Consider the following 24,948-nt stretch of genomic DNA (forward strand, 5'->3'; position numbering starts at 1 on the left):
CGGAAAGGGATGGGGCCGAGGCCGCGCGTCGAGGGGGACGGGTACGACCGCCTTCTCGCCGGCCGACCTGCTAGAATCGGCCCCGTCGGCCCGCCGGGGCCGTCGCTCTCGCGGTGGACACGAAGACGACGATTCGGGGTGGATTCATGGTAAAGCTCCTGCGCCGGGCCTTGTTGTTCAGCATCCCCATCGCCGGGCTCGCGGCGGCCCCGGGCCGCGCCGAGGAGCCTGCCCCGCCGGAAGGATTCCGCGCCCTCTTCAACGGCCGGGACCTCGCCGGCTGGCACGGGCTGAACCCCCACGGCGTCGAGAAGCTGGCGGGCGAGAAGAAGGAAGCCGCGCTCGCGCAGCAACGGGCCGAATTCCCCAAGCACTGGTCCGTCGAGGGCGGCGAACTGGTGAACGGGGGCACCGGCCCTTATGCGACGACCGACGAGGAATTCGGCGACATCGAGCTGCGGGTCGACTACAAGACCGTGCCGAAGGCCGACAGCGGCGTCTACCTGCGCGGCACGCCCCAGGTCCAGATCTGGGACCTGAACCAGGTCTTCGACCCGAAGAAGCCCACGCGCCGGCCGCACCTGGGATCCGGCGGCCTGTTCAACAACACGCCGGGCGCGCCCGGGCGCGACCCCCTGGTGAAGGCCGACCTCCCGTTCGGCGAGTGGAACCGGCTCCGCATCCGCCAGATCGGCGACGTCACATGGGTCTGGCTGAACGACAAGCTCGTCGTCGACGGCGCCGTCATGGAGAACTACTGGGACCGCAAGAAGCCGCTCCCCGCCCGGGGGCCGATCATGCTCCAGACCCACGGCGGCGAGATCCGCTGGCGGAACCTCTTCGTCCGCGAGATCGGCGCCGAGGAGGCGAAGCGCGTCCTCGAAGCGGCCGATGCGGAGGCCCGATCGAACCTGGCCCGGTCCCTGACCCTGCACGCGTCGTTCGACAAGGGCCTGGAGGCCGACTTCGCCTCGGGCGACAAGGCGTGCTACTTCCAGCGGGGCAAGGATCTCGCGGCGGCCACGCCGACGGACGGGGTCCGGATCGCGCCCGAGGCCGGCCGATTCGGCGGGGCGCTCCACTTCCCGAAGAAGGGCCTTGATCGCCCGGCCTACAAGGACGCCGGCACGCTGGGGTACAACGCCAAGGACTGGAACGCCACCGTCTCCGTCTGGCTGCGGCTGACCCCGGATCAGGACCTCGAACCCGGCTATTGCGACCCCGTGCAGATCGTGGGCGACGACACCAAGAAGGGCTACATCTTCCTGGAGTGGTCGAAGGACGAGACGCCCCGGTACTTCCGCTACGCCATCCGCCCCCTGTTCCACATCTGGAACCCGACCAATGTCGCGTGGGCGGACATCCCGTTCGAGAAGCGGCCGATGGTGCAGGTGGAACGCGCCCCGTTCTCGCGCGACGCCTGGACCCACGTCGCCTTCACGGTCGAGGACGTCAATGACAAATCCCGGCCGAACGTCGGACGGCTCTACCTGAATGGCAAGGAGCAGGGCGCCATCGAGAACTGGGACCTCAAGTTCGACTGGGACCCGTCGCAGGTGTTCCTGGTGCTGGGCGCCGCCTACGTGGGCCACATGGACGACCTCGCCGTCTTCAACCGTGCGCTCACCCCGGGCGAGGTGCGGCGGCTCTTCGAGCTGAAGCGGGGGGTCGCCGAGTTGAGGGACTGAGCCCCCCACCGGGGCCCATCGGCCCGCCCCATCCGAGGCGGGCCGTCGCCCCACACCCCGGCTCCTTCATCAATCGCCGGCGGCCGAGGCTTTCGGCAACTTGCTTTCGAGCGCCGCATACCGCTCGCGTGCCTTCCGGAACGACGCCCCATCGTCGATGAACTTCCGCTGCTGACGCTGCTCGTCGGCCACCGCGAACATCCGGCGCACCAGCGCGGGGCTGTTCTCGTTGGCCGCCTCGCTGCGGCTGCTCTCCTTGTCCGGCCGGTAGTTCTCGATCAGCTCGGGGACGACCTCCATCAGGAGCTTCACGCGGATGGCGCGGGCGAGCTTCGGGTCTTCGAGCTTCGCCAGGACCTGGGCCGGGGTCTTCTGGGCGGTCCCGGAGACCGTCTTCACGTGGGCGTCGTCGATCGGGGTCGGCGCGAGCGCCGCGCGGGCGTAGGGCTGGAGCGAGACCTTCTCCGCCTTGAGCGGGTCGCGGTCAAGCACCCCCGCCTTGTACGCGAGCACTTCCTCCAGCACGCCCCGCAGGGCGGCGGCGAGTTGGGTCCGGGACTCGGGCCGGGCCGGGTCGATGGAGAACCTGAGGAGGTTGGCGAGGTGCTCGTTCTGGAGCTTCCGGTCGCTCGGGTGGCGTTCCGCGGCCTGCATCAGGAGCCCGCTGGCCCACCTTGCCTGGCCCGCCTTGGCTTCGATCAGCGCCCGGAGGGAGGCCGCCTCGGCCGCGGCCAGCGCCCGCACGCCCGGCCCGGCCTGCGGGGCGGGCGCGGCCCCCACCGGCTTCGGGGCGACCGGCATCGCGGCCGGGCCGCGCGGCGCCGGCTCGGGGGCCGCCGGGGCCTTCGGCGTGACGGCCGCCGCCTGGGCGGCCTCTTCGACCTGCCGGAGCGGCCCGGTCGGCATCCGACGCTCCCGGACCGGCCGGACCGGCTCCGGTTCCGGCTCGACCTCGACGGTCGGCCGCGATGACTCGCCGTCGAGTTCGGCCAGCAGGAGGTCGTGGAGCCGATCCTCGTCGTCGCCGTCATCCTCCGGCTCGTCGGCGCGGGGGACGGCCAGGGGCAGGTCCTTCACCTTGGCCCCGGTCGCATCCTCGAACTCGGTCAGGACGAGCGCATCGCCCTCCACCTTGCAGAAGATCTCCCGGACGCCGACCTCACGCCGCGTGCCATCGGCCTCGGTATAGGTGATCCGGATCGAGGACGCCGAAGGACGCTTGGTCATCCCGTCCCTGAACCTGGGCTCGGCTTCCGCGGTCGCCAGGAATTGCCGGGCGGCGTAGGCGCCATAGGTGGCCGGATCGTCCTGATCGATCCGCATGCGTCCCCGATCATCCTTGACGATCCGGATCTCCGGGATCGACCAGGATGTCGTCCGAGGGGCGTCGACCGGCGCCCCCGCCTCCCTCCGTCCCCCCTGATTGGTCGCTCCTGCCACCTCGCCCCCTGTCGATTGTCTGGAGGTTGTGTTACGGCCCCGGCGTCACCGGATCGGGGACGCCACGCGGGCCGGCGCCCCCGATCCGGAGCTATAATCGCACTTCAACTCGAACTGTCATACGGGAGAGTCGGCCGAGGACGTGCTTCTGTCTCTTTGACGCATCATCGGCCCCGGGAGTTCCCGGCGCCGGCCTCGCCCCCCGCTCAAACGGCCGCCACCTCGGGGGATTCGAACCCATCGAACAGGGGCATCGGCTCCTCCGCCAGCAGCCTCGGCGATGGCGGCGGCACCTTCCCGGTGAGGATGTCGAGCTTGCGACGCAGCCGGGCCGCCACGCCCGCGTGCGCGGCATGGCTCTGGAGCGTGTGATAATAAAGCGAGCCGAACTCCTCGCCATACTTGCGAACGTAGTTTTCTCGACGACGCATGGATCACCATTCTCCCGATCGAAATCGGCCCCATCGGGCCGCCAGTTACGCCACTCGTCTTGTCCTTTAAATACGTTCGAGAGAAGGAGTTGGTTCGACAATCCGCCCCGACTCCGGGCGTCCGAACTCCCGCATCCGGAGGGCTTTCGGCACTCTCCGCGCGGGCATCGTCGGAGGGATGACGGGGGCGTCTCGGGATGGGCCCCGGCGGGTCGCCTCCTCGATCGGCGGCGACTCCGGTCGGGCCGGGGAGATCCGGATCGAGCCTCAGGGCCGGAGGCGCAGGAGCTTCCCGCCGCCGCCCGGCAGCCGAAGCTCGACCCGGTTCCCGGCGGCCGTCCATTCGCCGGTCGCGGCGTCGAAGGTCTCGATCGGCGAGGGTCCGACGATGACCGCGGTCCTCTCGGCGCGATAGTCGAGGTTCACCGCCAGGAGGTGCGACCCCTCGCCAGAGGGGCCGAACCGGCCGAGCAGGATGCCCAGGACGCGATCTCCGGGCTGGTACTCCTCATCGGGCACGGGCCCTTCCAGGGTGAACGCCAGGCCGGCCGGGAGCCGGGCCGCACCGGGCGGCTGCATCCCGGCCTGATGCACCGCGAGGGACCGGAGCGGCTGCAATTCCCGGGCGATCGCCGCGAACTCCCGGTTCAGCGTCCGGGCCTCCTTGCCGAGCGGGGTCGGCGTGCCGTCGTCGCCCAGCATGCCGCCCTCGTGGCCGGGATAGCGGTAGACGTAGTAGGAGATCCCCTGGGCGCCGTAGGCCAGTGTCGTGTAGGCGAGGAAGCGCAGCTCATCCGGGCCAGGAACGCGGGGGCTCGTGGGGGAGGCGGCCGAGCCGGGCACCCAGGAGCTGGCCTGGACGATGTTCATGAACGGCACGCCCGAGGCGAGCGCCTGCTCGCGGACCATGGCCAGGTTGAGGAAATACTGGGGGCCGTCGTCCTTCCGGGTGAACTGGTAGTGGTCGTAGCTGAGCAGGGCGGGGCGGACCACCTCGGAGAAGCGCCGCAGGTGCTCCGCATACGCCTGCACCGGGGGGCCCTCGATGCCGAGCTGCTGGTTATTGGCATAGATGGGCAGGAGGTTGATGCTGGCCAGGTGCGCCGGATCCCGCTCGCGGAGGAAGGCGACCAATTTGCCGAGGGCCGGGAAGGCGGCCGCGCCCGGCTCGTCGATCAAGTGGTAGGCGTACAGGGCGGGATGGCCCTTCACCCGGTCGACGAGGGCGGCCAACGCCTCGCGACGCTTCGGATCCTTGAGGGACTCGGGGACGAGGAGCGGGTCGGAGAGCAGCCCGCGCAGGCGATGGCGGCTGGCCACGTCCAATTCCCCCTCGTGGCACCAGGCGAGGTTCCAACCGCCATCGGCGAGCCGGGCCGCGGAGGCGTCGTCGAGCGGCCCCCCGCCCGGGAACCCCGGCCCGGCCCAGTAGGCGACGATCGGCTCGCCGACCTTCCAGTCATCCGCGGAGGCGAGCGGGGTCCAGGTCAGGGCCATGACGGCGAAGATGAGCCGGTTTCGCATGGAGAGGTCCGTGTCGTCGGCGGGGGTCGGGTCCGACCGGCCAGACTACCCGAGGGCCGGGATCGAAGCGACCGGCGAGGCGGCCCGGTTCGGCGCGCGGCCGGGGAGTCCCCGGAATGCCAACCCCGCCCCGCGATCCGCCGCGAGCCCGGCGATTTCCGCGGCCATTTGGTGTAGGATGCACTGCGTCCGAGGGGTCTCCCGATGGCCTGGGAATCGCATGGGTTCCCAGCGGCCCGAAGCGGGGCCGACGCTCCGGCATGGATTTGGGGGGGCAAACGTGCGATGTGGTCCTTCGCCTGGCGAAATCTGATCACCCGACCAACGCGGACGACGCTCGCCGTGGTGGGCTTGACGATCCCGGTGCTGGCCTTCCTGGGCCTGTTCAGCATCACCGCCGGGATCCGTCAGCTGATGGGCAGCACCCTCGGCACGATGCACAACCTGATGGTGCTGCGGGAGAACTCCCCGGCCCCGGTCTTCAGCGACCTGCCCGCGGACCTGGGCCCGAAGCTCCGCGCGATGCCGGGCGTCCGGGTGGCCGCGCCCGAGGTCTGGCGGATCGCCCCGGCGATCGACGGCAAGGGCGGGCTCGCCTCGGGCGCGCTCGGCCTGCTCACCCGGCCCCGCGACCAGGGATTGAAGGGCCTGATCACCTCCCTGGCGGTCCAGGGCCAGGACATCCCTGAGCACCTCAAGCTCCGCAACACCACCATCCCCAACTCGATCCTCCCCCAGGATCGCGGCGGCGGCCGCTTCCTCGAACTCTCCGACATCGGCAAGCCGAATATCGTGATCAGCGTGCGGATCGCCCGCGAGCATCCCAATGCCGACGGGACCCCGAAGGCCGTCGGCCAGACGATGCGGATCGGCACGCGGGACTTCACGATCATCGGCCTCTACGACACCGGTTCGCTGTTCCTCGACTCGACCATCGTCATGGACATCGGCGTGGCCCGCGAACTCCTGGGCGTCAGCGAAGCCGCCGTCTCGACCTTCAACGTCGAGCCGGCCGACATGGACGACGCCGACGCCCTGATGGAGCGGATCATGGCGGCGCACCCCGGGGTCACGGCGCAGCCGATCAGCAAGTTCAACATCACCGTCGGCGAGGTGATGGGCAAGCTCGACCAGTTCCTCCTGGCGGCCGTGGCCCTGGCGCTGCTGGTCGGCGGCGTGGGGATCGGCAACACGATGGTCATGAGCACCTCGGAACGCTACGTCGAGTTCGGCGTGATGCGCACCAACGGCTGGACCCGGCGGAACATCATGGCGCTGGTCACGGCCGAGAGCGCCCTGCTGGGCATCATCTCCGGCGCGATCGCCGTGGCCCTGGCATTCGCCGCCGTCCTCATCGCCAACCGACTGATCAGCGGATTCTCGCTCGAACTCAGCCCGAAGCTCCTGGCGGTCAGCCTGGCGGCCGCGCTCGGGATCGCCACCGGCGCCGGGCTGTACCCGGCCTGGCGGGCCTCGCTGATGACCCCGATGGCGGCGATCCGCCGGAGCGCGACGACATGACGCGGGCCCAAGCCACCCTCGAAGTCGGGGCCGACCAGCCCACGCCGATGGTCGACGCCGAAGACGTGCACATGAACTTCCGCGTTGCCGACGAGGAGGTCCACGCCCTGCGCGGCGTCTCGTTCCGGCTGCCGGCCAACTCCACCACGTTCATCGTCGGCCCCTCGGGCTCGGGCAAGAGCACGCTCCTGTACCTGCTCGGGGCCCTGGATCGCCCGACCTCGGGGTCGATCAAGATCCTGGGGCGGGACATCACCGCCATGACCGAGGGGGAGCAGGACGACTACCGCCGCAATCAGGTCGGCTTCGTGTACCAGTCGTTCAACCTGATCGGCAACCTGTCGGCCCTGGACAACGTGCTGCTCCCCTACATCCCGCTGGGGATCACCCGAGAGCTCCGGGACCGGGCGACCGACCTGCTCGGGCAGGTCGGGCTGGGCCATCGCGTCCACCATCGGCCCGATCAACTCTCCGGGGGCCAGCAGCAGCGGGTGGCGATCGCGCGGGCCCTGGTCAGGGACCCCGCCCTCCTTCTCGCCGACGAGCCGACCGGCAACCTCGACCGCTCCGGGGGGGACGAGATCATCGGCCTGCTGCGGGGCCGGGGCCGCACGCTCGTGATCGTCACGCACGACCGGCGGTTCATCCGCCCCGGCGACATCGTCCTGGGCATCGAGGACGGACGCCTCACGGGGGTCGACGTCAGCCCCGACACCGACTGAACGGCGGCCGGCCGCCCGATCCCGCCGGCATCGGTGGCGGGATCAGGCGGCGCCCGCGTCCCGAGCCCGGCGCGGACCCGCCGACGGCGGGCCGAAGACCTCGGCGAGGAGTTCGTCGAAGTCGACCTCAGTCGCATAGACCGGCTTGCACGCCCGATGCTTCAGGTGATCCAGGACGAGCTCGACCTCCGCGTCGGTCAGGCGGAGGCCGCCCCGTTCCAGGCAATGGCGGACGGCGTGGCGGCCGCTCTGCTTGCCCAGCACCAGGTGGACCGGGCCGGCGCCGACCACCTCGGGCAGGTACGGCACATAGGTCGACACGTCCTTGAGCAGGCCATCCTGGTGGATGCCGGCCTCGGTGCGGAACACGTTCGCGCCCACGACCGGCTTGTTGGGGGGGATGGGAACCCCGGTGAAGTTCGAGACCAGCTCGCCGAGCCCGTGCAGGGACGCGGGATCGAACCGGCAGCGGGCCTTGTACTGGTCGCGGTGCAGGTGGAGCGCCAGGGCGACCTCCTCCAGCGAGGTATTGCCGGCCCTTTCCCCCAGCCCATTGATGGTGCCCTGGACGATGTTGACCCCCTGCGCCACGCAGGCCAGGGCGTTGGCGGTCGCCAGGCCGAGGTCGTTGTGGAAGTGGACCCCCAGCAACGCCTCGCCGATGTTGGGCACGCTGTCCTGGATCGCCTTGATGCAGTCGGCCGCCTTCTCGGGCGTGAGGATCCCCACCGTGTCGGGGAAGCCGACCGTGGTGGCCCCGGCCGCGATCACCTCGCGATAGACCTCGTGCAGGAAGGCGGGGTCGGCCCGCGACGCGTCCTCCGGGCCGAACGAGACGATCCGGAAATGCCGCTTGGCGTAGGCGACCGACGAGACGATCAGTTCGAGCATCTGGGCCCGGGATTTGCCGTGCTTGTGCTTCAGGTGCTGGGGGCTGATGCCGGCGAACAGCGTCACCCCCTTCCGATAAGGGCCGGCCCCGGCCAGGCACTCGGCGGCGAGATCGACGTCGGACCGCAAGGTCCGGCACAATGCCGTGATCACCGGGCCGCGGACCTCGGCGACGATGCGGCGGATCGCCTCGGCGTCGTCCTTCGACGCAGCCGGGAACCCGGCGTCGAGCGAGTCGATGCCCGCCTCGGCCAGCGCCCGCGCGATGATCACCTTCCCGTCGGGATCGAGCCGCACGCCCGGCATCTGCTCGCCGTCGCGCAGCGTCGTGTCGGAGAAGTAGACCTCGCCGGACCTCTTGCGTCGGCGGACCATCAGCCCCTCGACCCGCCGGAGCATTCTCGTCCACATCGCCTCATCCCTCATGGAGCCACTCCGCGAATCGACGGCCGGTGCTGCGGAGTCCGCTCCCTACGGCTTACTCTACTCCATCCGCCCCGGATGAGGGCCGAGTGCTGAGCAATCCGGTGCGAGGCGGTCGAATCGGCCATCTGCCGACGGATGGGCGGGGCCCGGAGGGCGGATCGCCGGACCCGCCCGGGCGAGGCCATGTTTTATTTTGGATTCGAAGCGGACGGCATACCACCCCAATAGGACGTATTTTGTAGGACTGACCCATCCGAGGGGCGGATGGCCACTCGCCTGGGCTCGCACAGGTCGATCTGGTATATCCTGCTCCTTGCCGCCCGACGGACCGGGCCAGGCGTCGATGATCTCCCCCGTCAAGGGCGATAGCGCCCGGCACGAGACGCGGACGATCCCGACCCTCGGGGCGCCCCGATCGCCTCGACCACCGGGATCATGGGTTCCAGCAAGGAGGCGACGATGAGCGGCGTCAGGGTCCTGGTCGGCACCCGCAAGGGGGCCTTCGTGCTCACCTCGGACGGCGTGCGCGAGCGTTGGGAGGTGAGCGGCCCCCACTTCGCGGGCTGGGAGATCTACCACGTCAAGGGCTCGCCCGCCGACCCGATGAGGCTCTACGCCTCGCAGTCCAGCGGGTGGTTCGGGCAGATGATCCAGCGCTCCGACGACGGCGGCCTCACCTGGCGGCCGGTCGGCAACGAGTTCCGGTACGACGGCGTCCCCGGCACCCACCAGTGGTACGACGGGACGCAGCATCCCTGGGAATTCAAGCGGATCTGGCACCTGGAACCCTCCCTGGACGACCCGGACGTCGTCTACGCCGGGGCCGAGGACGCCGCGATGTTCCGCACCGCCGACGGCGGCCAGTCCTGGCACGAGTTGCCCGGCCTGAGGAACCACGGCACCGGGCCGCTCTGGCAGCCGGGCGCCGGCGGGATGGGCGTGCACACGATCGTCCTGGACCCGGCCCATCGCGGTCGGATCTACGTCGCCATCTCGGCCGCGGGCGTCTTCCGCACCGACGACGATGGCCAGACCTGGCGGCCGATGAACCGGGGCCTGCGGTCGGAATTCATCCCCGACCCGGACGCCGAGGTCGGCCACTGCGTCCACCGGATCGCCATGCACCCGTCGCGCCCGGACGTCCTGTTCATGCAGAAGCACTGGGACGTGATGCGCACCGACGACGCCGGCGAGTCCTGGCGCGAGATCAGCGGCAACCTGCCGTCCGACTTCGGGTTCCCGATCGACGTCCACGCCCACGAGCCGGACACCGTCTACGTCGTCCCGCTCAAGAGCGACTCCGAGCGGTTCCCGCCCGAGGGGAAGCTGCGCGTCTACCGGAGCCGGACGGGCGGCGACGAGTGGGAGCCGCTCACCGACGGGCTCCCCCAGCAGGACTGCTACGTCAACATCCTGCGGGATGCGATGGCCGTCGATTCGCTCGACCCCTGCGGCGTCTACTTCGGCACGACGGGCGGGCAGGTGTACGCCTCGCGCGACTCCGGCGACCGCTGGACGCCCATCGTCCGGGACCTCCCGGCCGTCCTTTCCGTGGAGGTCCAGGCCCTGCCATGATCCGAGTCGTGCTCCCGTACCACCTCCGGAGCCTGGCCCGGGTCTCCGGCGAGGTGAAGCTCCGCGTCGACGGGCCGGCGACGCAACGCTCGGTCCTCGACGCGCTGGAAGGGCATTACCCGATGCTCCGGGGGGCGATCCGCGACCACGCCACCCACCGGCGTCGGCCGTTCCTGCGGTTCTTCGCCTGCGAGCAGGACCTGTCCCACGACCCGCCCGACGACCCCCTCCCCGAGGAGGTCGCCCGGGGGCGGGAGCCATTCCTGGTCGTGGGGGCCATCGCGGGCGGCTGATCGCGGCCCGCCGGCCCCGCCGCTCATCGGGAGAACTTCGCCAGCCCCGAGCGGAACAGGAGGCGGAGGCCGCGGGCCAGCAACCGGTGCTTGCGGCCGTAGGGGAACCACTGGAACTCGCGCCGGGGGCCGAACCGGTGGGAGGTGAGGGTCCGGATCGAGCAGAACTCGTGCAGCCCCTCGCCCCCCTGGGTCCGGCCGAACCCGCTCTGCTTGGCCCCGCCGAAGGGCAGGCCCGGGATCATGAAGTGGATGATGCAGTCGTTGACCACGACCCCGCCGACCTCCAGCCGCGCGGCGACCCGGCGGGCCAGCCGGCGGTCGGCGGTCCAGACGCTGGCCGACAGGCCGAACGGGCTGTCATTGGCCCGCGCCACCGCCTCGTCGATCGAGTCGACCGGCGCGACGGCGAGGACCGGCCCGAAGACCTCCTCGCCCATCACCCGCATCTCACGCGTGACCCCGGCCAGGACCGTCGGCGGGAACAGCCGGCCGGCCTCCTCGGGCGAGCCGTCCGGCGGGACGCCCCCGACCAGGACCGAGGCCCCGCGCCGGACCGCGTCCTCGACCAGCTCGCAAGTCCGGCGATACTGGCGGTCCGTGGCGAGCGGGCCGAGGTCGAAATCGTCGGCCACCTCGGGGCCCGGGCAGGGGCCCTGCCGCAAGCCCCGGGCCCTTTCCACGACCAGCCCGACGAAGCGGTCGTAGGCCCCCCGGGCGACGAAGGCCCGCTCCACGGCGATGCAGCTCTGCCCGGCGTTCAGGAACGCCCCCCACGCGGCGGCGTCGGCGGCGCGGCCCAGGTCGGCATCCTCGGCCACGATCATCGCGTCGTTGCCGCCCAGTTCGAGGAGCACCGGCGTGAGCCGGGGGGCCGCCGCGGCCAGGATCGCCTTGCCCCCCTCGGCCCCCCCGGTGAACGAGATCTTGTCCACGCCCGATCCGGCCAGCGCCAGCGCCGCATCGGGGCCGCCGGGCAGGAGTTGCACGAGCGGGGCGTCGGATTTCGGACTCGCCAGGTCGGCGAACAGCCCGACCAGCCGCCGCGCCGTCTCCGTGGTCACTTCCGAGGGCTTGACGATCGCCGCGTTGCCCGCCACCAGCGCCTGGATCACGGGCGAGAGCACCAGCATGACCGGATAATTCCAGGGCGTGATGATCCCCACCACGCCGAGCGGGTGGTAGTGGATCTCCGCCCGTTTGTGGGCCATCAGCCCGGCGCCGACCCGGCGCGGCCGGAGGAACCCCGGCGCCTTCTTGGCGTAGAAGCCGATCAGGGTGCAGGCCTGCATGACCTCGGCCAGCACGTCGAGCCGCGGCTTGCCGGTCTCGCGGGCGACCACGGCGGCCAGCCCCTCCGCGTCGTCCAGCAGGTGGTCGCGGGCGGCCAGCAGCCTCCGGCACCGCTCGCGGACCGGCAGGCCGCCCCAGGCGGCCGACGCCGCGCGGGCCGACGCGAGCATCGCGGGCAGGGCCTCGGCCGGGTTGAGTTCGACGGTGTCGGTCGGCTGGAGTTGGAGCATCATCCTAGCCTCCTGCCGCCAGCAACCACCGGCTCGGCCCAACCCGGGGCCAGATCGGGGGCATCGTCGACGTCGGCCGCCTCGCCGCGCCCGCTCCGGTCGCGGTCGATCGCGTCGGCGGCGATCCAGCCCGACATCAGGACCATCGGCATCCCCGGTCCCGGGTGGGCCGAGCCGCCGGCCAGGTAGAGCCCAGGCACGTCCGGGCTGCGGTTGGTCGGCTTGAAGGCCCCGTTGAACCGGCCGTGGCTGGCCAGCCCGTAGATCGCCCCGTCCAGCACGCGGTAGCGGTCGTGGATGTCCTGCGGCGTCAGGGTCGCCTCGAACCGGATCCGGCCTTCGAGGTCGTCGAGCCCCGCCGCCTCGGCGAGCTTGCGGAGGATGACCTGGCGATACCCGGGCAGCATCTTCGCCCAGTCGTGGTGCGGGCGGAGGAAGGGGGTATGCACCAGGACGTACAACGCCTCGCCGCCGGGCGGGGCCACGCCGGGCTCGGTCCGCGCCGGGGCGGCGACGTAGCAGGTCGGGTCGTCGGCCGGCTCCCCCTTGCGGTAGATCGCGTCGAACTCCCGATGCGGGTCGCGCGAGAAGACGAAGTTGTGGTGCAGCAGGTGGTCGTAGCCGCGATCGAGCCCGAGGTACAGGACTACCCCCGAGCAGGCCGGCTCGTACCGCCTCCGCCGCAGGAACCGCCCCGAGGCGCGGCCCCGGCCCAGCAATTCGCGGTGGGTGCGGACCGAATCCATGTTGCTCACGACCGCGTCGAGCGGGACCCGCTCGCCCCCGTCGAGCGTCACCCCGGCGACGGCGCCCCGGGCGTCGGTCTCGATCCCGGAGACGCCCACGCCGGTGCGGATCTCGACGCCGAGGTCGCGGGCCAGCCGCTCCAGGGCGATCGGCACGGCGCGGGTGCCCCCCATCGGGTACCAGACCCCGCCCGAGGTCTGCATGTGGGCGATGGCGCAGAGCACGGCGGGTGCGGCCTCGGGAGAGCTGCCGACGTACTGGATGAAGTGGTCGACCATCTGGGCGACGCGCCGGTCGGGCACGAAGCCCCGGATCGTCCCCGCCGCCGACCGGCCCAGACGCAGGCAGAGGACCTTGGCCAGCGTCTCGCGGCTCATCCCGCCCTGCCGCGCGGCGATGTCGCCGATCGAGCCCACGGGACGCCAGAAGAAGAAGTCGCGGCTGATCTCGTGGAGCCGCCGCGACAGTTCGAGGAATCGGCCGTAGCCGGCCGAGGTGCCCGGGGCGAACGCGTCGAGCGCGGCGGTCATGGCGTCGGGGTCGGCGTGGAGGTCCAGCGAGGTCCGGTCGGCGAAGAAGCACCGCCACTGGGGGTCGAGCGGGACGAGGTCGAGGTAGTCCGCCATCGAGCGGCCCGCCTCGGCGAAGATCCGTCCCAGCACCGCCGGGGCGGTGAGGATGGTCGGCCCCATGTCGAAGCGGTACCCGTCAGCTTCCAGGACGGCCGCCTTGCCGCCCAGCCAGGGGTTCCGCTCGAACAGGCTGACCGCGTGCCCCCGGGCCGCCAGGGTGCAGGCCGCCGCCAGCCCGCCCAGCCCGCCGCCGATCACCCCGACGCGTTCCGTCCGTCCCGCCACCATCGCTACCTCGCTTTTGATTCTCGTGTCGGGGCCGATCGGGCCGGGCCTTCGCCCGCCGCGTCGATCCAATCGTGGTCGATCCCCAGGCTTTCGAGCAAGAGCCGGCCGCCGATCCGGGCCGACTCGAAGATGACCGGCAGCCCGCTGCCCGGGTGCGTCCCGCCGCCGACGAGGTAGACGCCGTCCAGGTCTTCGAACCGATTCCGCGGCCGGCGGTGGAGCAACTGCCCCAGGACGTGGGCCAGGTTGAAGGTCGCCCCGCGCTGGATCTCGTGCCCGACGTCCCAGTCCTGCGGGGTCAGGACCCGCTCGAACCGGATGCGACGTTCCAGGTCCGCCACCCCGAGCCGGTCGCGGAGCTGGCGGAGGACCAGCGCCCGGAACGGCCCCTTCTCGCGGGCCCAATCGACATTCGGGTGCATGTGCGTGACCGGGGCGAGCACCTGCAGCGTGCTCATGCCCGGCGGGGCCAGCGACGGATCGACGGGGCAGGCGTTCTGGACATAGAGCGAGGGGTCGTCCGACAGGCGGTGGTCGACCTCGATGTCGCGGAGGTTGCGGCGGTAATCCTCGGCCAGGTAGAAGGTGTGGTGCGCCAGCCGATCCTCGATCCCTTCCAGCCCCAGGTACATCATGAACGTCGAGCTGGAATACCGCTTCGAGTCGATCCGGCGATCGGTCCAGCGCCTCCGCAGGTGCTCGGGGACCAGGCGCCGCATGGCTCGCGCGAAGTCGGCGTTGATCACGACCCGGTCGGCCGGATACACGCCCCGATCGGTCCGGACGCCGACCGCCCGGCGGCCCTCGAACAGGATGGCCCGGGCGGGCTCATCGGTGCGGATCGCGACGCCCATCTCGGCGGCGATCTCCGCCAGCCTTCGGGTGATGGCCGAGCAGCCGCCGATCGGGTGGCTGAGGCCGTGCTCGTACTCCAGGAAGGCCAGGATCGAGAACAGGCTGGGGCAGCTCGCCGCGGACATCCCCAGGTACTTGGCCTGGAACGAGAAGGCGAGTCGCAGCCGGGGGTCGTGGAAGTACCGCGCGACCTCGTCCTCCAGCGAGAACCAGGGACGCAGGTGCATCATGGTCCGGGGCATGGCCGGGCTGATCAGGTGCTTGCCCAGGTCGCGCCAGTCGCGGAACGCCCCCTCCATCATCGGCCTGAGTTGGGCGAGCTTGGCCCGGTTGGCGTCGAGGAATCGGGGGAAGTTCGCCGCGTCGCCGGGGCTGAGCCGGGCGATCTCCCGCCCCATCCTCGCGAGATCCGGCGTGGCCAGCAGCTCGCCCCCGGCCCCGAAGACCAGCCGATAGAGCGGGTCGAGCCGCACCATCGGCACCTCGGCCTCCAGGTCCCGGCCGATCGCGGCGAGGATCCGGGACAGGGCCCGAGGATAGCTGAAGAAGGTGGACCCCAGGTCGAACCGGAACCCGTCGGCCTCCAGCGCCGAGGTCCGCCCGCCGACCTCGGGCAGCCGCTCCAGGATCGTCACGCTCAGCCCGGCCTGCGCCAGGAGCACCGAGATCGCCAGGCCGCCCGGGCCCGCCCCGATCACGACGACTCGCGGCTGCGGGGAGGGAGTAGGCATCGAGGCCCCAGGCCATCGGGGGACGAAGGAGACGGGCCATCCGGCCCGGGGCGGTCGGCGCGAGCGAACGGAGCAGGCGTCCCCCCGGCGGGACGCGGGCCGGGGCCGGTCCGAGGCGCCCTAGAGTTTTAGGCCCCCCCCCTCGCTCGTCAACCGAGATCGGGGCGAATTCGCCGCCGGGACGCCCTCGACGCCGGCGTCGGCCGATCGGGCCCGGGGTCGTTGGGTTTGTTTGGCGCGATGGGGATCGGCCCGGACCTCGCCTCGACAGGGCCCGCCGATGGGCGTATGAATAGCCGACCCCGGCCCGGGCGCGGGGGATGCCAGCGTGTCGCGGGCCCGCGTGGAGGAGGTCGGATGCTCGAAGTACGCGGGCTGCGGAAGCGGTTCGGCGGGGCGGTCGCCCTGTCCGACATCTCCTTCCGCGTGGCGGCGGGCGAGGCCGTGGCGCTGCTCGGCCCCAACGGGGCGGGCAAGACGACGACGGCCTCGATCGTCTGCGGCCTGCTCCGGCCCGACGCGGGCGAAGTCCTGTTCGAGGGGCGGCCGACGCGGCCCCGGGCCGAGCCGCTGAAGCGGAACCTCGGCCTCGTGCCCCAGGAACTCGCCCTGGTCGAGGAGCTGACGGCCCGGGCCAACCTGCGGTTCTTCGGGGCGTTGCAGGGCCTCGGCGGCGAGCCGCTCCGGTCGGCGATCGCGCGATGCCTCGACCTCGTGGGCCTGGCGACGCGGGCCGACGACCCGGTCCGGGCCTTCAGCGGCGGGATGAAGCGGCGGCTGAACCTGGCGGCGGCGCTGATCCACGACCCGAGGCTGATCGTCCTGGACGAGCCCACCGTCGGCGTCGACCCGCAGAGCCGCAACGCGATCTTCGACGGCCTGGAGGCGCTCAAGGCCGAGGGAAAGGCCCTCCTGTACGCGACCCACTACATGGAGGAGGCCGAGCGGCTCTGCGACCGCGCCGTGATCATCGACCACGGCCGGGTGGTGGCCGACGGCGACCTGGGCACCCTCCGCGGCGCCTTGCCCGCCGCCACGAGGCTCTCCCTCACCCTGGGCGACGGTGGCCACGCGGCCGAGCCCGACCTCGGCCCGATCCGGCTGATCCCGGGGGTCCTGGCGGCCGGGCGGGACGGCGACCGCGTGGTCGTGGACCTCGTCGACCTCCGGCCCGCCCCGCGCGTCCTGGACGCGCTCCTGGCCGGCGGGGCCGAGATCACGCACCTGGCCAGCGAACGCCCGGACCTCCAGACCATCTTCCTCGACCTGACCGGCAGGGGGCTCCGAGACGGATGATCGCCCGACCGCTGCTCGCCCTCGTCGCCAAGGACCTGCGGGTCTTTGCCGCGGACCGCAACGCCCTGGTCCTCTCGTTCCTGGCCCCGATCGCCCTGGCCAGCTTCATGGCGGCGATCTTCGGCGGGGCGGGGAAATCCCAGTCGTCGCCGATCCCGATCCTGGTCGCCGACGAGGATCGGGGCGTGATCTCCCGCGCCATCGTGGCCGGGGTGCTGGCCGACGGGCAGGTTGCGGCCGTCGCGGCGGGGCGAGACGCGGCGCTCGCGTCGGTGCGGCGGGGCGAGTCCTCGCTCGCGGTCGTGATCCCGGCCGGGTTCGGCGCGGCCGCCGCCCGGACCCTCGCGGGCGGGGAGTCGCCCCCGGAACTGCTCCTGGTCCACGACCCGGCCCGGCGTGGGGATGCCGCCCTGGTCCGCGGCGTGCTCGCCCGGGTGGTGCTGGATGCCGTCGCGTCCGGCGACCTGGGCGGGCGCGGCCCCTTCGGCCTGGCGCCCCGCGCGGCCGGGCCGCCCTTCGAGGTCCGGGACGCGTCCATCGTGCCGGGCGGGGCCGATGGCGAGCGGGCCGCCCTGGCGACCCACGCCTTCGCGGGGATGGTGGTCCAGTTCGTCCTGTTCTCGGCCATCGAGTGGGGCGTCGGGCTGCTCCTGGAGCGCGAGCGGGGCCTGTGGAAGCGGCTGAGGACGGCCCCCGTGGGCCGGGCCACGCTGCTGGCGGGCAAGGTGCTGGGCTGCCTGGTCGCGTCGCTGGCGATCGTCGGGGCCGTCTTCGGGTTCGGGGCCCTGGCCTTCGGGCTCCGGCCACGCGGCGGCCTCGCCGGGTTCCTGCTGGTGGCGGTCGGCTTCGCGTGGATGGCGGCCAACTTCGGCCTGATGGTCGCCGCCTTCGGCCGGTCGCCCCGGGGGGCCCGCTCGATCTCGATCCTGGCCGTCCTGGTGATGGTGATGCTGGGCGGCGGTTGGATCCCCGGCTTCCTGTTCCCGGCGTGGCTGCTCCGGCTCACGCCGGCCATCCCCACCCGCTGGGCCATCGACGGGTTCTACGGGTCGCTGGCCCGGGGCCTCACCGCCGCGGAGGTGGCCCCCGCGGCGGCGGCGCTGGTCGGGTTCGGCGCGGCCTTCGGCGCCCTGGCCCTGGCCGCCTTCCGGCGGTCCGAGCCGGCCTGATCGGCGGGGCGTGCTACGCCTTCGGGGGCGATGCGAGGATCTCGCCGACGACGCGGGCCTTCTGGCCGTCGGTGATCCGCTGCTCCCGGCCGTTGGCGTGGTAGACCAGCCGCTCGTGGTCGAGGCCGAGGAGGTGGAGGACGGTGGCCTGGAAGTCGGACGGGGTGACGACCCCCTCGACGGCCCGGTGCCCGACCTCGTCGGTGGACCCGTGGGTCATGCCCCCCTTGATCCCGCCGCCGGCCATCCAGATCGAGAACCCCTGGCCGTTGTGGTCGCGCCCGGCGGAGTCGTCCAGGTTCCCCTCGCTGACCGGGAGCCGGCCGATCTCGCCCCCCCAGTGGACCAGCGTCGTGTCCAGCAGCCCGCGCTGCTTGAGGTCGCGGACCAAAGCGGCGGCGGGCCGGTCGGTCTTCCGGCAGATCTCGGGGAGCGTTTTCCGGATCGCGGAGTGGTTGTCCCAGGGCTGGCCGCCGAGGAACAGCTGGACGAAACGGACCCCGCGCTCGACGAGACGGCGGGCGATCAGGCAGCGCGTGCCGTACTCCCGGGTGTGGTCCTCGTCGATCCCGTACAGCTCCCGGATATGCTTGGGTTCGCCCGAGATGTCGAATGCCTCCTTGGCGGCGGTCTGCATCCCGGCGGCCAGCTCGTAGGTCCGGATGCGGGCCTCCAGGTCGGCCTCCCCCGGGTGCTGCGCCAGGTGGCGGCGATTGAGCCCGTCGAGGAAGGCGAGGTTCCGGGCCTGGGCCTCGCCCCGGAGGTGCGGCGGGGGGTCGAGGTTGAGGATCCGGGGCTCCTGCGGCCGGAGGACGGTCCCCTGGTAGAGCGACGGGAGGAAGCCGCTCTCCCAGTTGTGCGTGCCGTCGACGGGCGGCCCTCCGGGGTCGGACAGGACCATGTAGGCGGGGAGTTCCTGCGACTCGCTCCCCAGCGCGTAGGTGATCCAGCTCCCCAGGGTCGGCCGGCCGGTGATGCCGGCCACCCCGCCGTGGAAGTAGCGGATCGACACCTCGTGGCCGTTGTGCCCGGTGTGCATCGACCGGATCACGCACAGGTCGTCGACGATGCCGGCGGTCTCGGGCAAAAGCTCGGAGACGTCGGTCCCGGACTGCCCGTGCCTGGCGAACTTCCAGGGGGAGCCGAGCAGCTTCTTGCTGGCACGGTTGACGAAGCTGAACATGATGTCGCCGCCGTACTCGGTCCCGTGGAGCCGGGACAGTTCCGGCTTCGGGTCGAACAGGTCGACGTGCGACGGCCCGCCGTGCATGAACAGCGAGATCATCGCCTTCGCCTTCGGGGCGAGCGGCGGCCGCTTCGGCTTGAGGTCGAGCGGGAGGTTCTCGCCCGGCTTGCTGGGGACGTCGGCGAGCAGGCCGTCCGCCTGGAGCAGGTGCGCCAGCGCGAACGAGCCGACCCCGAAGGCGGAATTCGCCAGGAACGCACGCCGCCCCGTCACGTCTCGGTCAGTCGACATAGAGGAACTCGTTCGAGCTGAGGAGTTGCTGGCAGAGCCGGGCCAGTGCCGCCGCCCGGTCGCCCTCGCCCGGGGCGTCCAGCGCGTCGGCGACGAATGAGCCGGCGAGGTCGAGCTCGTCCGGCGAGATCGGCCTCTGGTAGGCCAGGGTCCAGGCGTGGGCGATCATCTGCGGGAGCGACGCCCCGACGGTCGGCCCGCGGAACTCGGCCGGGGCATCCCAGGCCGTGCGCCGACCGGACGGGGGCCCGGCGTAGGTGATCTTGATCGGCCACTCGTAGGAGTCGGCGTTGCAATCCCCGACGCAATCGACGACGAAGTCGAGGGTGTCCCCCTCGCGGACCTCGATGCCGGAGGCGGCCGTCGCGGCCTCGCCGGCGCGGGCCTGCCAGGCCCCGTGCTCGCCGCCCCGGGCCGAGACGATCCGGCCCCGGACGCCGTCCCCGGACGCCCCGGCGTGCTTGATCCGGCCGGCGACCTCGACCGTCCCGTCGCGAGGCGCGACCCATCGGCGGATCGCCGCGTGGTCGGCGTCGTTGCCCGGGTGGCCGCCCGCCGCGTACAGGACAACCCAACCGATCCCCGGGTCGGGCAGCGCCGGGCCGCCCTGCCAGGCCGAGCCCGTCCAGTGGGGCAGGGGGGCGAACGCCACCACCCGGCGGGACCCCTCGTCGTACCGGCCGAACCCGTACTGCCAGGCCGAGGCGGGTTCCGGGATCGTCGGGGGCGTCGTGTCGAGGGGCAGGTCGGCCGGCGTCTCGGCGATCAGCCGCGCGGCCATCGCCTTGGCCTGGCCTAGGGCGAAGTCGCCGTTCATCAGCATGAGCGACTGGGGGGCCGAGGTCGAGGGCATGCGCCGGTCGCAGTTGACCGCCATCGCCGGCAGGTCGAAGGCCGCCAGGAGCGAGTCGGGCCGGGTCCGGCGGACCTCCACGTACAGGCCGCGCCGGGCCGAGTCGCCGGCCGCGGCGACCTGGCCGACGGCGTCCTCGGCCACCTTCACCGGCGGCCCGCCCGCGGTGCGATCGAGCCGGCCGCCGGCGGCGAGCATCCGGTCGCGGACCGACTCGGCATCGAGGCGGCGGACCGGGTAGCGCCCGACCAGCGTATTGCCCGCGTCCACCGCATCCAGCTTCGGGTCGCGTCGGCTCGACTGGCGATAGGCCGTCGAGGTCATGATGAGGCGGTGCATCCGCTTCGGGCTCCAGCCCAGGCGGACCAGCTCGTCGGCGAGCCAGTCGAGCAGGGCGGGGTGGGTCGGCCGCCCGCCCAGCGCCCCGAGGTCGCCCGCGCTCTCGACCAGGCCCCGGCCGAAGTGGTGCATCCAGATCCGGTTGGCGAGCACCCGGCCCACCAGGGGGTGGCGGCCGTCCACGAGGTGCCGGGCGTAGGCCAGCCTCCGCCCGCTCGTGGGGAGCGTGGGGTCCTTCGGGGCGATCTCGAAGCGTTGTCCCTCGGGCGCGACGATGGTCAGGTCGCCCGGCCCGACCGGATCCTTCGGCTGGCGATGGTCGCCCCGGTGGAACAGGCGGGTCTCCGGGACCACGCCGGGGACCTCGTCGAGCACGCTCACGAAGTCCTCGGCGGGCTTCTCGGCCCGCTTGGCGGCGACCTTCTCCCGGTCCTTCTCCAGCTCCTTGGCGGCCTCCGGGTCGTACTGGTAGAGGACGCCGGGGGACAGGTTCGCGCTGGGGTTCGCGGCGAGCAGGGCCTTCTGCTCGGCGGTCCGCTTGTCGGCCGGCGTCTCGCGGGCCTCGCGGAGCGCGGGCCTCTTGTCCTCGGGGAACTTGGCCAGTTCCTTCTCGAACGCCGCGTCCACCAGGCGTCTCGTCTTCGCCCGGACCTCCTTCATCATCTCGGCGGCCTCGGCCTCGATCGCCGCGGCCCGGGCCCGCTCCTCGTCGGAGTAGAGCGAGACCAGCCGTTGCACGGGGCGGCGCCAGTGCATGGGGTCGAGCGCCGGCTCGAACACGGCGCGGAGGCGGAAGTAGTCCTCCTGCGGGATCGGGTCGTACTTGTGGTCATGGCACTGGGCGCAACCCACCGTCAGGCCCAGCAGGGACGAGCCGACGACCTTGAGCGCATCGGCGACGACCTGGTTGGCCGCCAGCGGCTCGTCGCCCCCGCCCGTCGCGGTGCCGTCCACGACCATCCGGAGGAACCCGGTCGCGGCGAGGGTCTCGGCCTGCTCGGGCGTGAGGTTCGCCCAGGGGCGCGGGACCAGCTCGTCGCCCGCCAACTGCTCGATGATGAACCGATCCAGGGGCTTGTCGGCGTTGAACGACCGGACCACGTAGTCGCGATACTTGTAGGCGTAGGGGCGCGGGGTGTCGTCGCTCCCGTTGCCCTCGGAGTCGGCATAGCCGGCGACGTCGAGCCAGTGGCGGCCCCAGCGCTCGCCGTAGGCGGGGGAGTCCAGGAGCCGGTCGATCATCCGCTCGTAGGCGTCGGGCGACCCGTCGGCGACGAAGGCCTGGACCTCGGCCCAGGTCGGGGCGAGCCCGGTGAGGTCGGCGGCGGCCCGGCGGATCAGGGTGGCGCGGTCGGCCTCGGGGGCGAACGAGAAGCCCCGCTCGCGGAGCCCGGCGAGCAGGAACGCATCGATCGGCGTGCGGACCCGGTCCTCGGGCCCGAACCGGGGCGGCTCGGGGCGGCGGATCGGCTGGAAGGCCCAGAACGCCCGATCCTCGGGCGTGATCCCGATGCCGGGCGGAAGCGACTCGGGCTCGTCGCGGAGCGTCGCCGCGCCGGAGGCGATCCACGCCGCGATCGCGGCGACCTGGTCCGGCGGGACCTTCTTCTCCCCCGGCGGCATCTCGCCGTCGCGGATCCGCTCCAGGAGGAGGCTCTCCTCGGGCTTGCCCGCGACGATGGCCGGCCCGCTCTCGCCCCCGCTCGCGGCCGTGCGCCTGAGCCGGAGGTCGAGCTTCCCGTCCAGCTTGTCGCCCCCGCCGTGGCAGTCGAGGCAATACGCCTTCAGGATCGGCCGGACCTGATGCTCGAACGTCGGCGGCTCCCCGCCCGGGGCCGACAGCCCCGGCAGCAGGATCGCGGCGAGGCCAAGCCTCCTCGTCATGTTCATGGTCGGGCTCCAGGCCGATGAGATCGCCTGATCGAATTGTTGTTAAACATGCCCCGGAGCACAACCCCCAATCCCGGACGCGACGGCCGGCGTTCGCTCAGGTCACCCCGCCCGCCAGCCGCTTCGCCTCGGCGTCGATCACGTCGGGCTCGGCGATCTTCGCGACCAGCTGGTCGGTGCTGGTCGGGTCGACGACCCGGCAGCACTCGGTCAGCTTCGCGGCCAGCTCGTGAAGCTCGGTTCGCCAGGCGAGCGTGGAGGGGTCGGGGTCGACCTCCAGGGCCCGTTCGAACTCGCCGCAGAGCATGATCATCCGCTGGACGTGGCGGAAGATGATCCCCTCCTGCTTGGTCAGGTCGAGGCTCGTGACGAACTTGTTGAAGTTGCCGCCGAACTCGATCAGCTCGCCGACGCACCAGAGCGGGCTGGAGCGGACGTCGGTGACCTCCGGGTAGAGGTGGTCGAAGTAGGACCGGAGCTTCTCCGCCAGCGCGGGCGGCCGCTTCGTCCAATCGTCGTCGTCGTCGTCCTCCTCTTCCTCGACCGGCGCGGCCATGAGCCCGCGCGTGATCAGCTCGGTGTCGAGCTTCGCGGTGGCCAGGGCGCCCGATTCCAGCAGCTTGAACGGGACCCGGAGCCGCTTCCGGACCGGGCCGGGGACGTCCAGGGCGCTCTCCATCGCCTGGATGCGCTCGTCGGCGTCGGCCCCGACCAGGACCTCGGACAGGAAGGCGCCGTAGAGGGGATGGATGCTGCGGAAGGCCAGCAGTTTCCCCAGCGCGGGCGTGGGATGGGCCAGCATCGGCTTGTACGGCGTCGGCGGCTGGCCGGGCTCCGGGGTGGGCGGGGGCGTGTTCGGATCGGGCGGCGCCGGGGGCTCGGGGCTCAGGGTCACGAATCCTCCGGCCTGCAGCGCCAGGAGCATCCGGTCGAGCGCCTTCTCGCCCGCGGCGATCCGGGGGTCGTCCATCATCCGCTTGCGGACCGCGGCGCGGATGACCTCCACCTCCGGCGAGACTTCGAGCAGGTAGGCCAGCAGCCGCCAGGGGAGCGGCCCCTTGCTGTAGAGCTTGCCCGATGGCGCCGCCTGGAGCTGGTTGAAATGCCCCTCGACCCAGTACTGCTCGGTCTCGCGGCGCTTCGGCTTCTTCTTCTTGAGGGCCTTCTTCGCCTTCATCAGGCCCGGGTCGCGGGTGTCCTCGGGGATGGCGTCGTACTTCGCCTTCCACCGGAGGATGTCGACGTCGTCGGGGTGGGCCAGGGCGTAGACGAAGCCCCGGTCGTCGAACTGCGGCCGGCCGGCCCGGCCGAAGATCTGGTGGGCGATGCTGGGGTCGATCAGCTTCTTCGCGCCGAAGGGGCCCTTGACCAGCGAGGAGAGCACCACCGAGCGGGCCGGCAGGTTGATGCCGGCCGCCAGGGTCTCGGTGCAGACGACCACGGGGAGGAGCTTGCGCTGGAAGAGGTCCTCGACGACCACGCGATACTTGGGCAGGATCCCCGCGTGGTGGACGCCGACCCCCCGATGCAGCAATCGCTTGAGCTTGGGGCCGGCCCCCTGGCTGAAGTCGACCGCGTTGACCCGGTCGTGGAGTTCCTTCTTCTTCTCGTCGGACAGGTTGAGGTCCTTGCCCATGACGTTCTCGGCGACGCTCCAGCACTCCTCGCGGTCGAAGCAGAAGACCAGGGCGGGCGTCCGGGGCCCATCCTCGTCGCCGGCCGCCATCACCACGAGCTGTTCGTTGAGGAACTTGTCGGGCACCCACTCGTAGGTCAGCGGCACCCGGCGTTCCTTGCCCTCCACCAGCGCGATCTGGCGGTCGTGCTGCCGGGCCAGCCAGTGGATGAACTCGGCCGAGTTCCCGACCGTCGCGGAGAGCAGGAGCAGGCGGACGTGCTTGGGCAGCATGCCCAGCGACAGCTCCCAGACGATCCCGCGCTCCATCTCGGCGAAGTTGTGGAACTCGTCCATGACGCAGGCCGTCACGTCCGAGAAGTCCGACCGGTTGAGCAGCCGGTTCAGGAGGATTTCGGCCACCACGACCAGTACCGGGGCATCCGGGTTGACCTTGCGGCTGCCGGTGACGAGCCCCACGTCCTCGCGGCGGAAGCCCCACGCCTCCGCGCGGTCCTGCATCTCCTGGAATTTCTGCTCGGTCAGCGCGATCAGGGGGGTCGTGTAGTAGGCGACCTTGCCCGTGTGGAGCGCCTCGAACAGGGCCGCTTCGGCGATCAGGGTCTTGCCCGTCCCCGTCGGTGCGCAGACGAGGACCCCCTGCTCGGACTCGAACCAGGCCGCCAGCGCGGAGTCCTGGACGGGGTAGGGCTCGTAGGGCAGCTGGTCCAGATATCGAAAATACAACTCTTCGCGTGTCGGGATTTCCAACGACATCGGCCGCATTCTCCCGGGCAAGTGGGCAGGGACGCTAACAGGATTCTCTCGCTCCGGGCGGGCCGATGCCCGCCCGACGAGCCGACCAGGAGATCCGGACCAGGCGCTCGCCCCGGCATTGGCCCGCCGGGCGAGGCCCCTCCAGTGTGACCGCCGGCGCGGTTTCCCGAAACCCAGTCGCCCCCCGACGGGTCGCGCGGGCACGCGGGCACGCCGTTTCGCGCCGCCCCGTTCGCGGGGGATGACGGGGACCCGTCGGCCTCGATCGTGACGAGGTTCGCGACTGGCCCTGATCGCCGATCGAC

17 protein-coding genes are annotated in these 24,948 nt (G+C 71.9%); 7 read left to right on the forward strand and 10 right to left on the reverse strand.

Translation table 11 applies throughout. The features are described 5' to 3' along the window. Positions 1-146 precede the first annotated feature (146 nt). A complete protein-coding gene (locus tag TA3x_RS07705; protein ID WP_435019907.1) occupies positions 147-1,688 on the forward strand; it encodes a family 16 glycoside hydrolase in 1,542 nt (513 codons plus the stop codon). 69 nt (positions 1,689-1,757) lie between these two features. On the opposite strand, the gene TA3x_RS07710 is transcribed toward TA3x_RS07705, so the two are convergent. From TA3x_RS07710 to TA3x_RS07720, 3 genes are all read right to left on the reverse strand, one after another. Beyond that, complete coding sequence (locus TA3x_RS07710; protein ID WP_435019909.1) at positions 1,758-3,011, reverse strand: hypothetical protein; 1,254 nt, start codon at positions 3,009-3,011, stop codon at positions 1,758-1,760. Between the two features lie 323 nt (positions 3,012-3,334). Continuing rightward, entirely contained in the window at positions 3,335-3,559 is a 225-nt protein-coding gene (locus TA3x_RS07715; protein ID WP_435019911.1) for a hypothetical protein, read from the reverse strand. 267 nt (positions 3,560-3,826) lie between these two features. Then, positions 3,827-5,083, reverse strand: a complete 1,257-nt coding sequence (locus TA3x_RS07720; RefSeq protein ID WP_435019913.1) for a hypothetical protein — start codon at positions 5,081-5,083, stop codon at positions 3,827-3,829. A gap of 285 nt (positions 5,084-5,368) precedes the next feature. Between TA3x_RS07720 and TA3x_RS07725 the strand changes: the two genes are divergently transcribed. Together TA3x_RS07725 and TA3x_RS07730 are read left to right on the forward strand one after the other, a co-directional pair. After that, the gene (locus tag TA3x_RS07725) at positions 5,369-6,604 is read left to right on the forward strand and encodes an ABC transporter permease (RefSeq protein ID WP_435019915.1); all 1,236 of its coding nucleotides are present in this window, start codon (positions 5,369-5,371) and stop codon (positions 6,602-6,604) included. Beyond that, positions 6,601-7,326, forward strand: coding sequence for an ABC transporter ATP-binding protein (locus TA3x_RS07730; RefSeq protein WP_435019917.1), 726 nt, complete (start codon positions 6,601-6,603; stop codon positions 7,324-7,326). The genes TA3x_RS07725 and TA3x_RS07730 overlap by 4 nt, the downstream gene beginning before the upstream one ends. 42 nt (positions 7,327-7,368) lie before the next feature. Here the strand turns inward: TA3x_RS07730 and TA3x_RS07735 are convergent, their stop codons facing one another. Then, positions 7,369-8,628, reverse strand: a complete 1,260-nt coding sequence (locus TA3x_RS07735) for a homocitrate synthase/isopropylmalate synthase family protein (RefSeq protein ID WP_435019919.1) — start codon at positions 8,626-8,628, stop codon at positions 7,369-7,371. Positions 8,629-9,102: 474 nt separating this feature from the next. Between TA3x_RS07735 and TA3x_RS07740 the strand changes: the two genes are divergently transcribed. Together TA3x_RS07740 and TA3x_RS07745 are read left to right on the forward strand one after the other, a co-directional pair. Further along, positions 9,103-10,218 carry a WD40/YVTN/BNR-like repeat-containing protein gene (locus TA3x_RS07740; RefSeq protein ID WP_435019921.1) on the forward strand — a complete coding sequence of 372 codons (1,116 nt, stop codon included), beginning with the start codon at positions 9,103-9,105 and terminating at the stop codon, positions 10,216-10,218. After that, positions 10,215-10,511, forward strand: coding sequence for a MoaD/ThiS family protein (locus TA3x_RS07745; protein ID WP_435019923.1), 297 nt, complete (start codon positions 10,215-10,217; stop codon positions 10,509-10,511). The genes TA3x_RS07740 and TA3x_RS07745 overlap by 4 nt, the downstream gene beginning before the upstream one ends. A gap of 23 nt (positions 10,512-10,534) precedes the next feature. Here TA3x_RS07745 and TA3x_RS07750 read toward each other — a convergent pair whose 3' ends face one another. The 3 genes from TA3x_RS07750 to crtI are packed head-to-tail and all read right to left on the reverse strand — an operon-like array spanning position 10,535 to position 15,227. Continuing rightward, positions 10,535-12,037: an aldehyde dehydrogenase family protein gene (locus TA3x_RS07750; protein WP_435019925.1), complete on the reverse strand. Its 1,503-nt coding sequence runs from the start codon at positions 12,035-12,037 to the stop codon at positions 10,535-10,537. Then, positions 12,034-13,641 carry a phytoene desaturase family protein gene (locus TA3x_RS07755; protein ID WP_435019927.1) on the reverse strand — a complete coding sequence of 536 codons (1,608 nt, stop codon included), beginning with the start codon at positions 13,639-13,641 and terminating at the stop codon, positions 12,034-12,036. Before TA3x_RS07755 ends, TA3x_RS07750 begins: the two co-directional genes overlap by 4 nt. A gap of 2 nt (positions 13,642-13,643) precedes the next feature. Further along, positions 13,644-15,227, reverse strand: a complete 1,584-nt coding sequence (gene crtI, locus TA3x_RS07760; RefSeq protein ID WP_435019929.1) for a phytoene desaturase family protein — start codon at positions 15,225-15,227, stop codon at positions 13,644-13,646. Between the two features lie 357 nt (positions 15,228-15,584). Between crtI and TA3x_RS07765 the strand changes: the two genes are divergently transcribed. Both TA3x_RS07765 and TA3x_RS07770 read left to right on the forward strand, forming a co-directional pair. Next, positions 15,585-16,523: an ATP-binding cassette domain-containing protein gene (locus TA3x_RS07765; protein WP_435019931.1), complete on the forward strand. Its 939-nt coding sequence runs from the start codon at positions 15,585-15,587 to the stop codon at positions 16,521-16,523. Further along, complete coding sequence (locus tag TA3x_RS07770; RefSeq protein WP_435019933.1) at positions 16,520-17,692, forward strand: ABC transporter permease; 1,173 nt, start codon at positions 16,520-16,522, stop codon at positions 17,690-17,692. The genes TA3x_RS07765 and TA3x_RS07770 overlap by 4 nt, the downstream gene beginning before the upstream one ends. Positions 17,693-17,705: 13 nt before the next feature. Here TA3x_RS07770 and TA3x_RS07775 read toward each other — a convergent pair whose 3' ends face one another. From TA3x_RS07775 to TA3x_RS07785, 3 genes are all read right to left on the reverse strand, one after another. Further along, on the reverse strand, positions 17,706-19,169 hold the full coding sequence (locus TA3x_RS07775; protein ID WP_435019935.1) for a DUF1501 domain-containing protein: 1,464 nt from the start codon (positions 19,167-19,169) through the stop codon (positions 17,706-17,708). Then, a complete protein-coding gene (locus tag TA3x_RS07780) occupies positions 19,159-22,251 on the reverse strand; it encodes a PSD1 and planctomycete cytochrome C domain-containing protein (RefSeq protein ID WP_435019937.1) in 3,093 nt (1,030 codons plus the stop codon). Before TA3x_RS07780 ends, TA3x_RS07775 begins: the two co-directional genes overlap by 11 nt. Before the next feature lie 97 nt (positions 22,252-22,348). After that, positions 22,349-24,643, reverse strand: coding sequence for a DEAD/DEAH box helicase (locus TA3x_RS07785; RefSeq protein WP_435019939.1), 2,295 nt, complete (start codon positions 24,641-24,643; stop codon positions 22,349-22,351). Positions 24,644-24,948: the final 305 nt, after the last annotated feature.

Origin of the sequence: Tundrisphaera macrotermitis, from assembly GCF_051175315.1 — a bacterium.
Classification (GTDB): Bacteria; Planctomycetota; Planctomycetia; order Isosphaerales; family Isosphaeraceae; genus Tundrisphaera.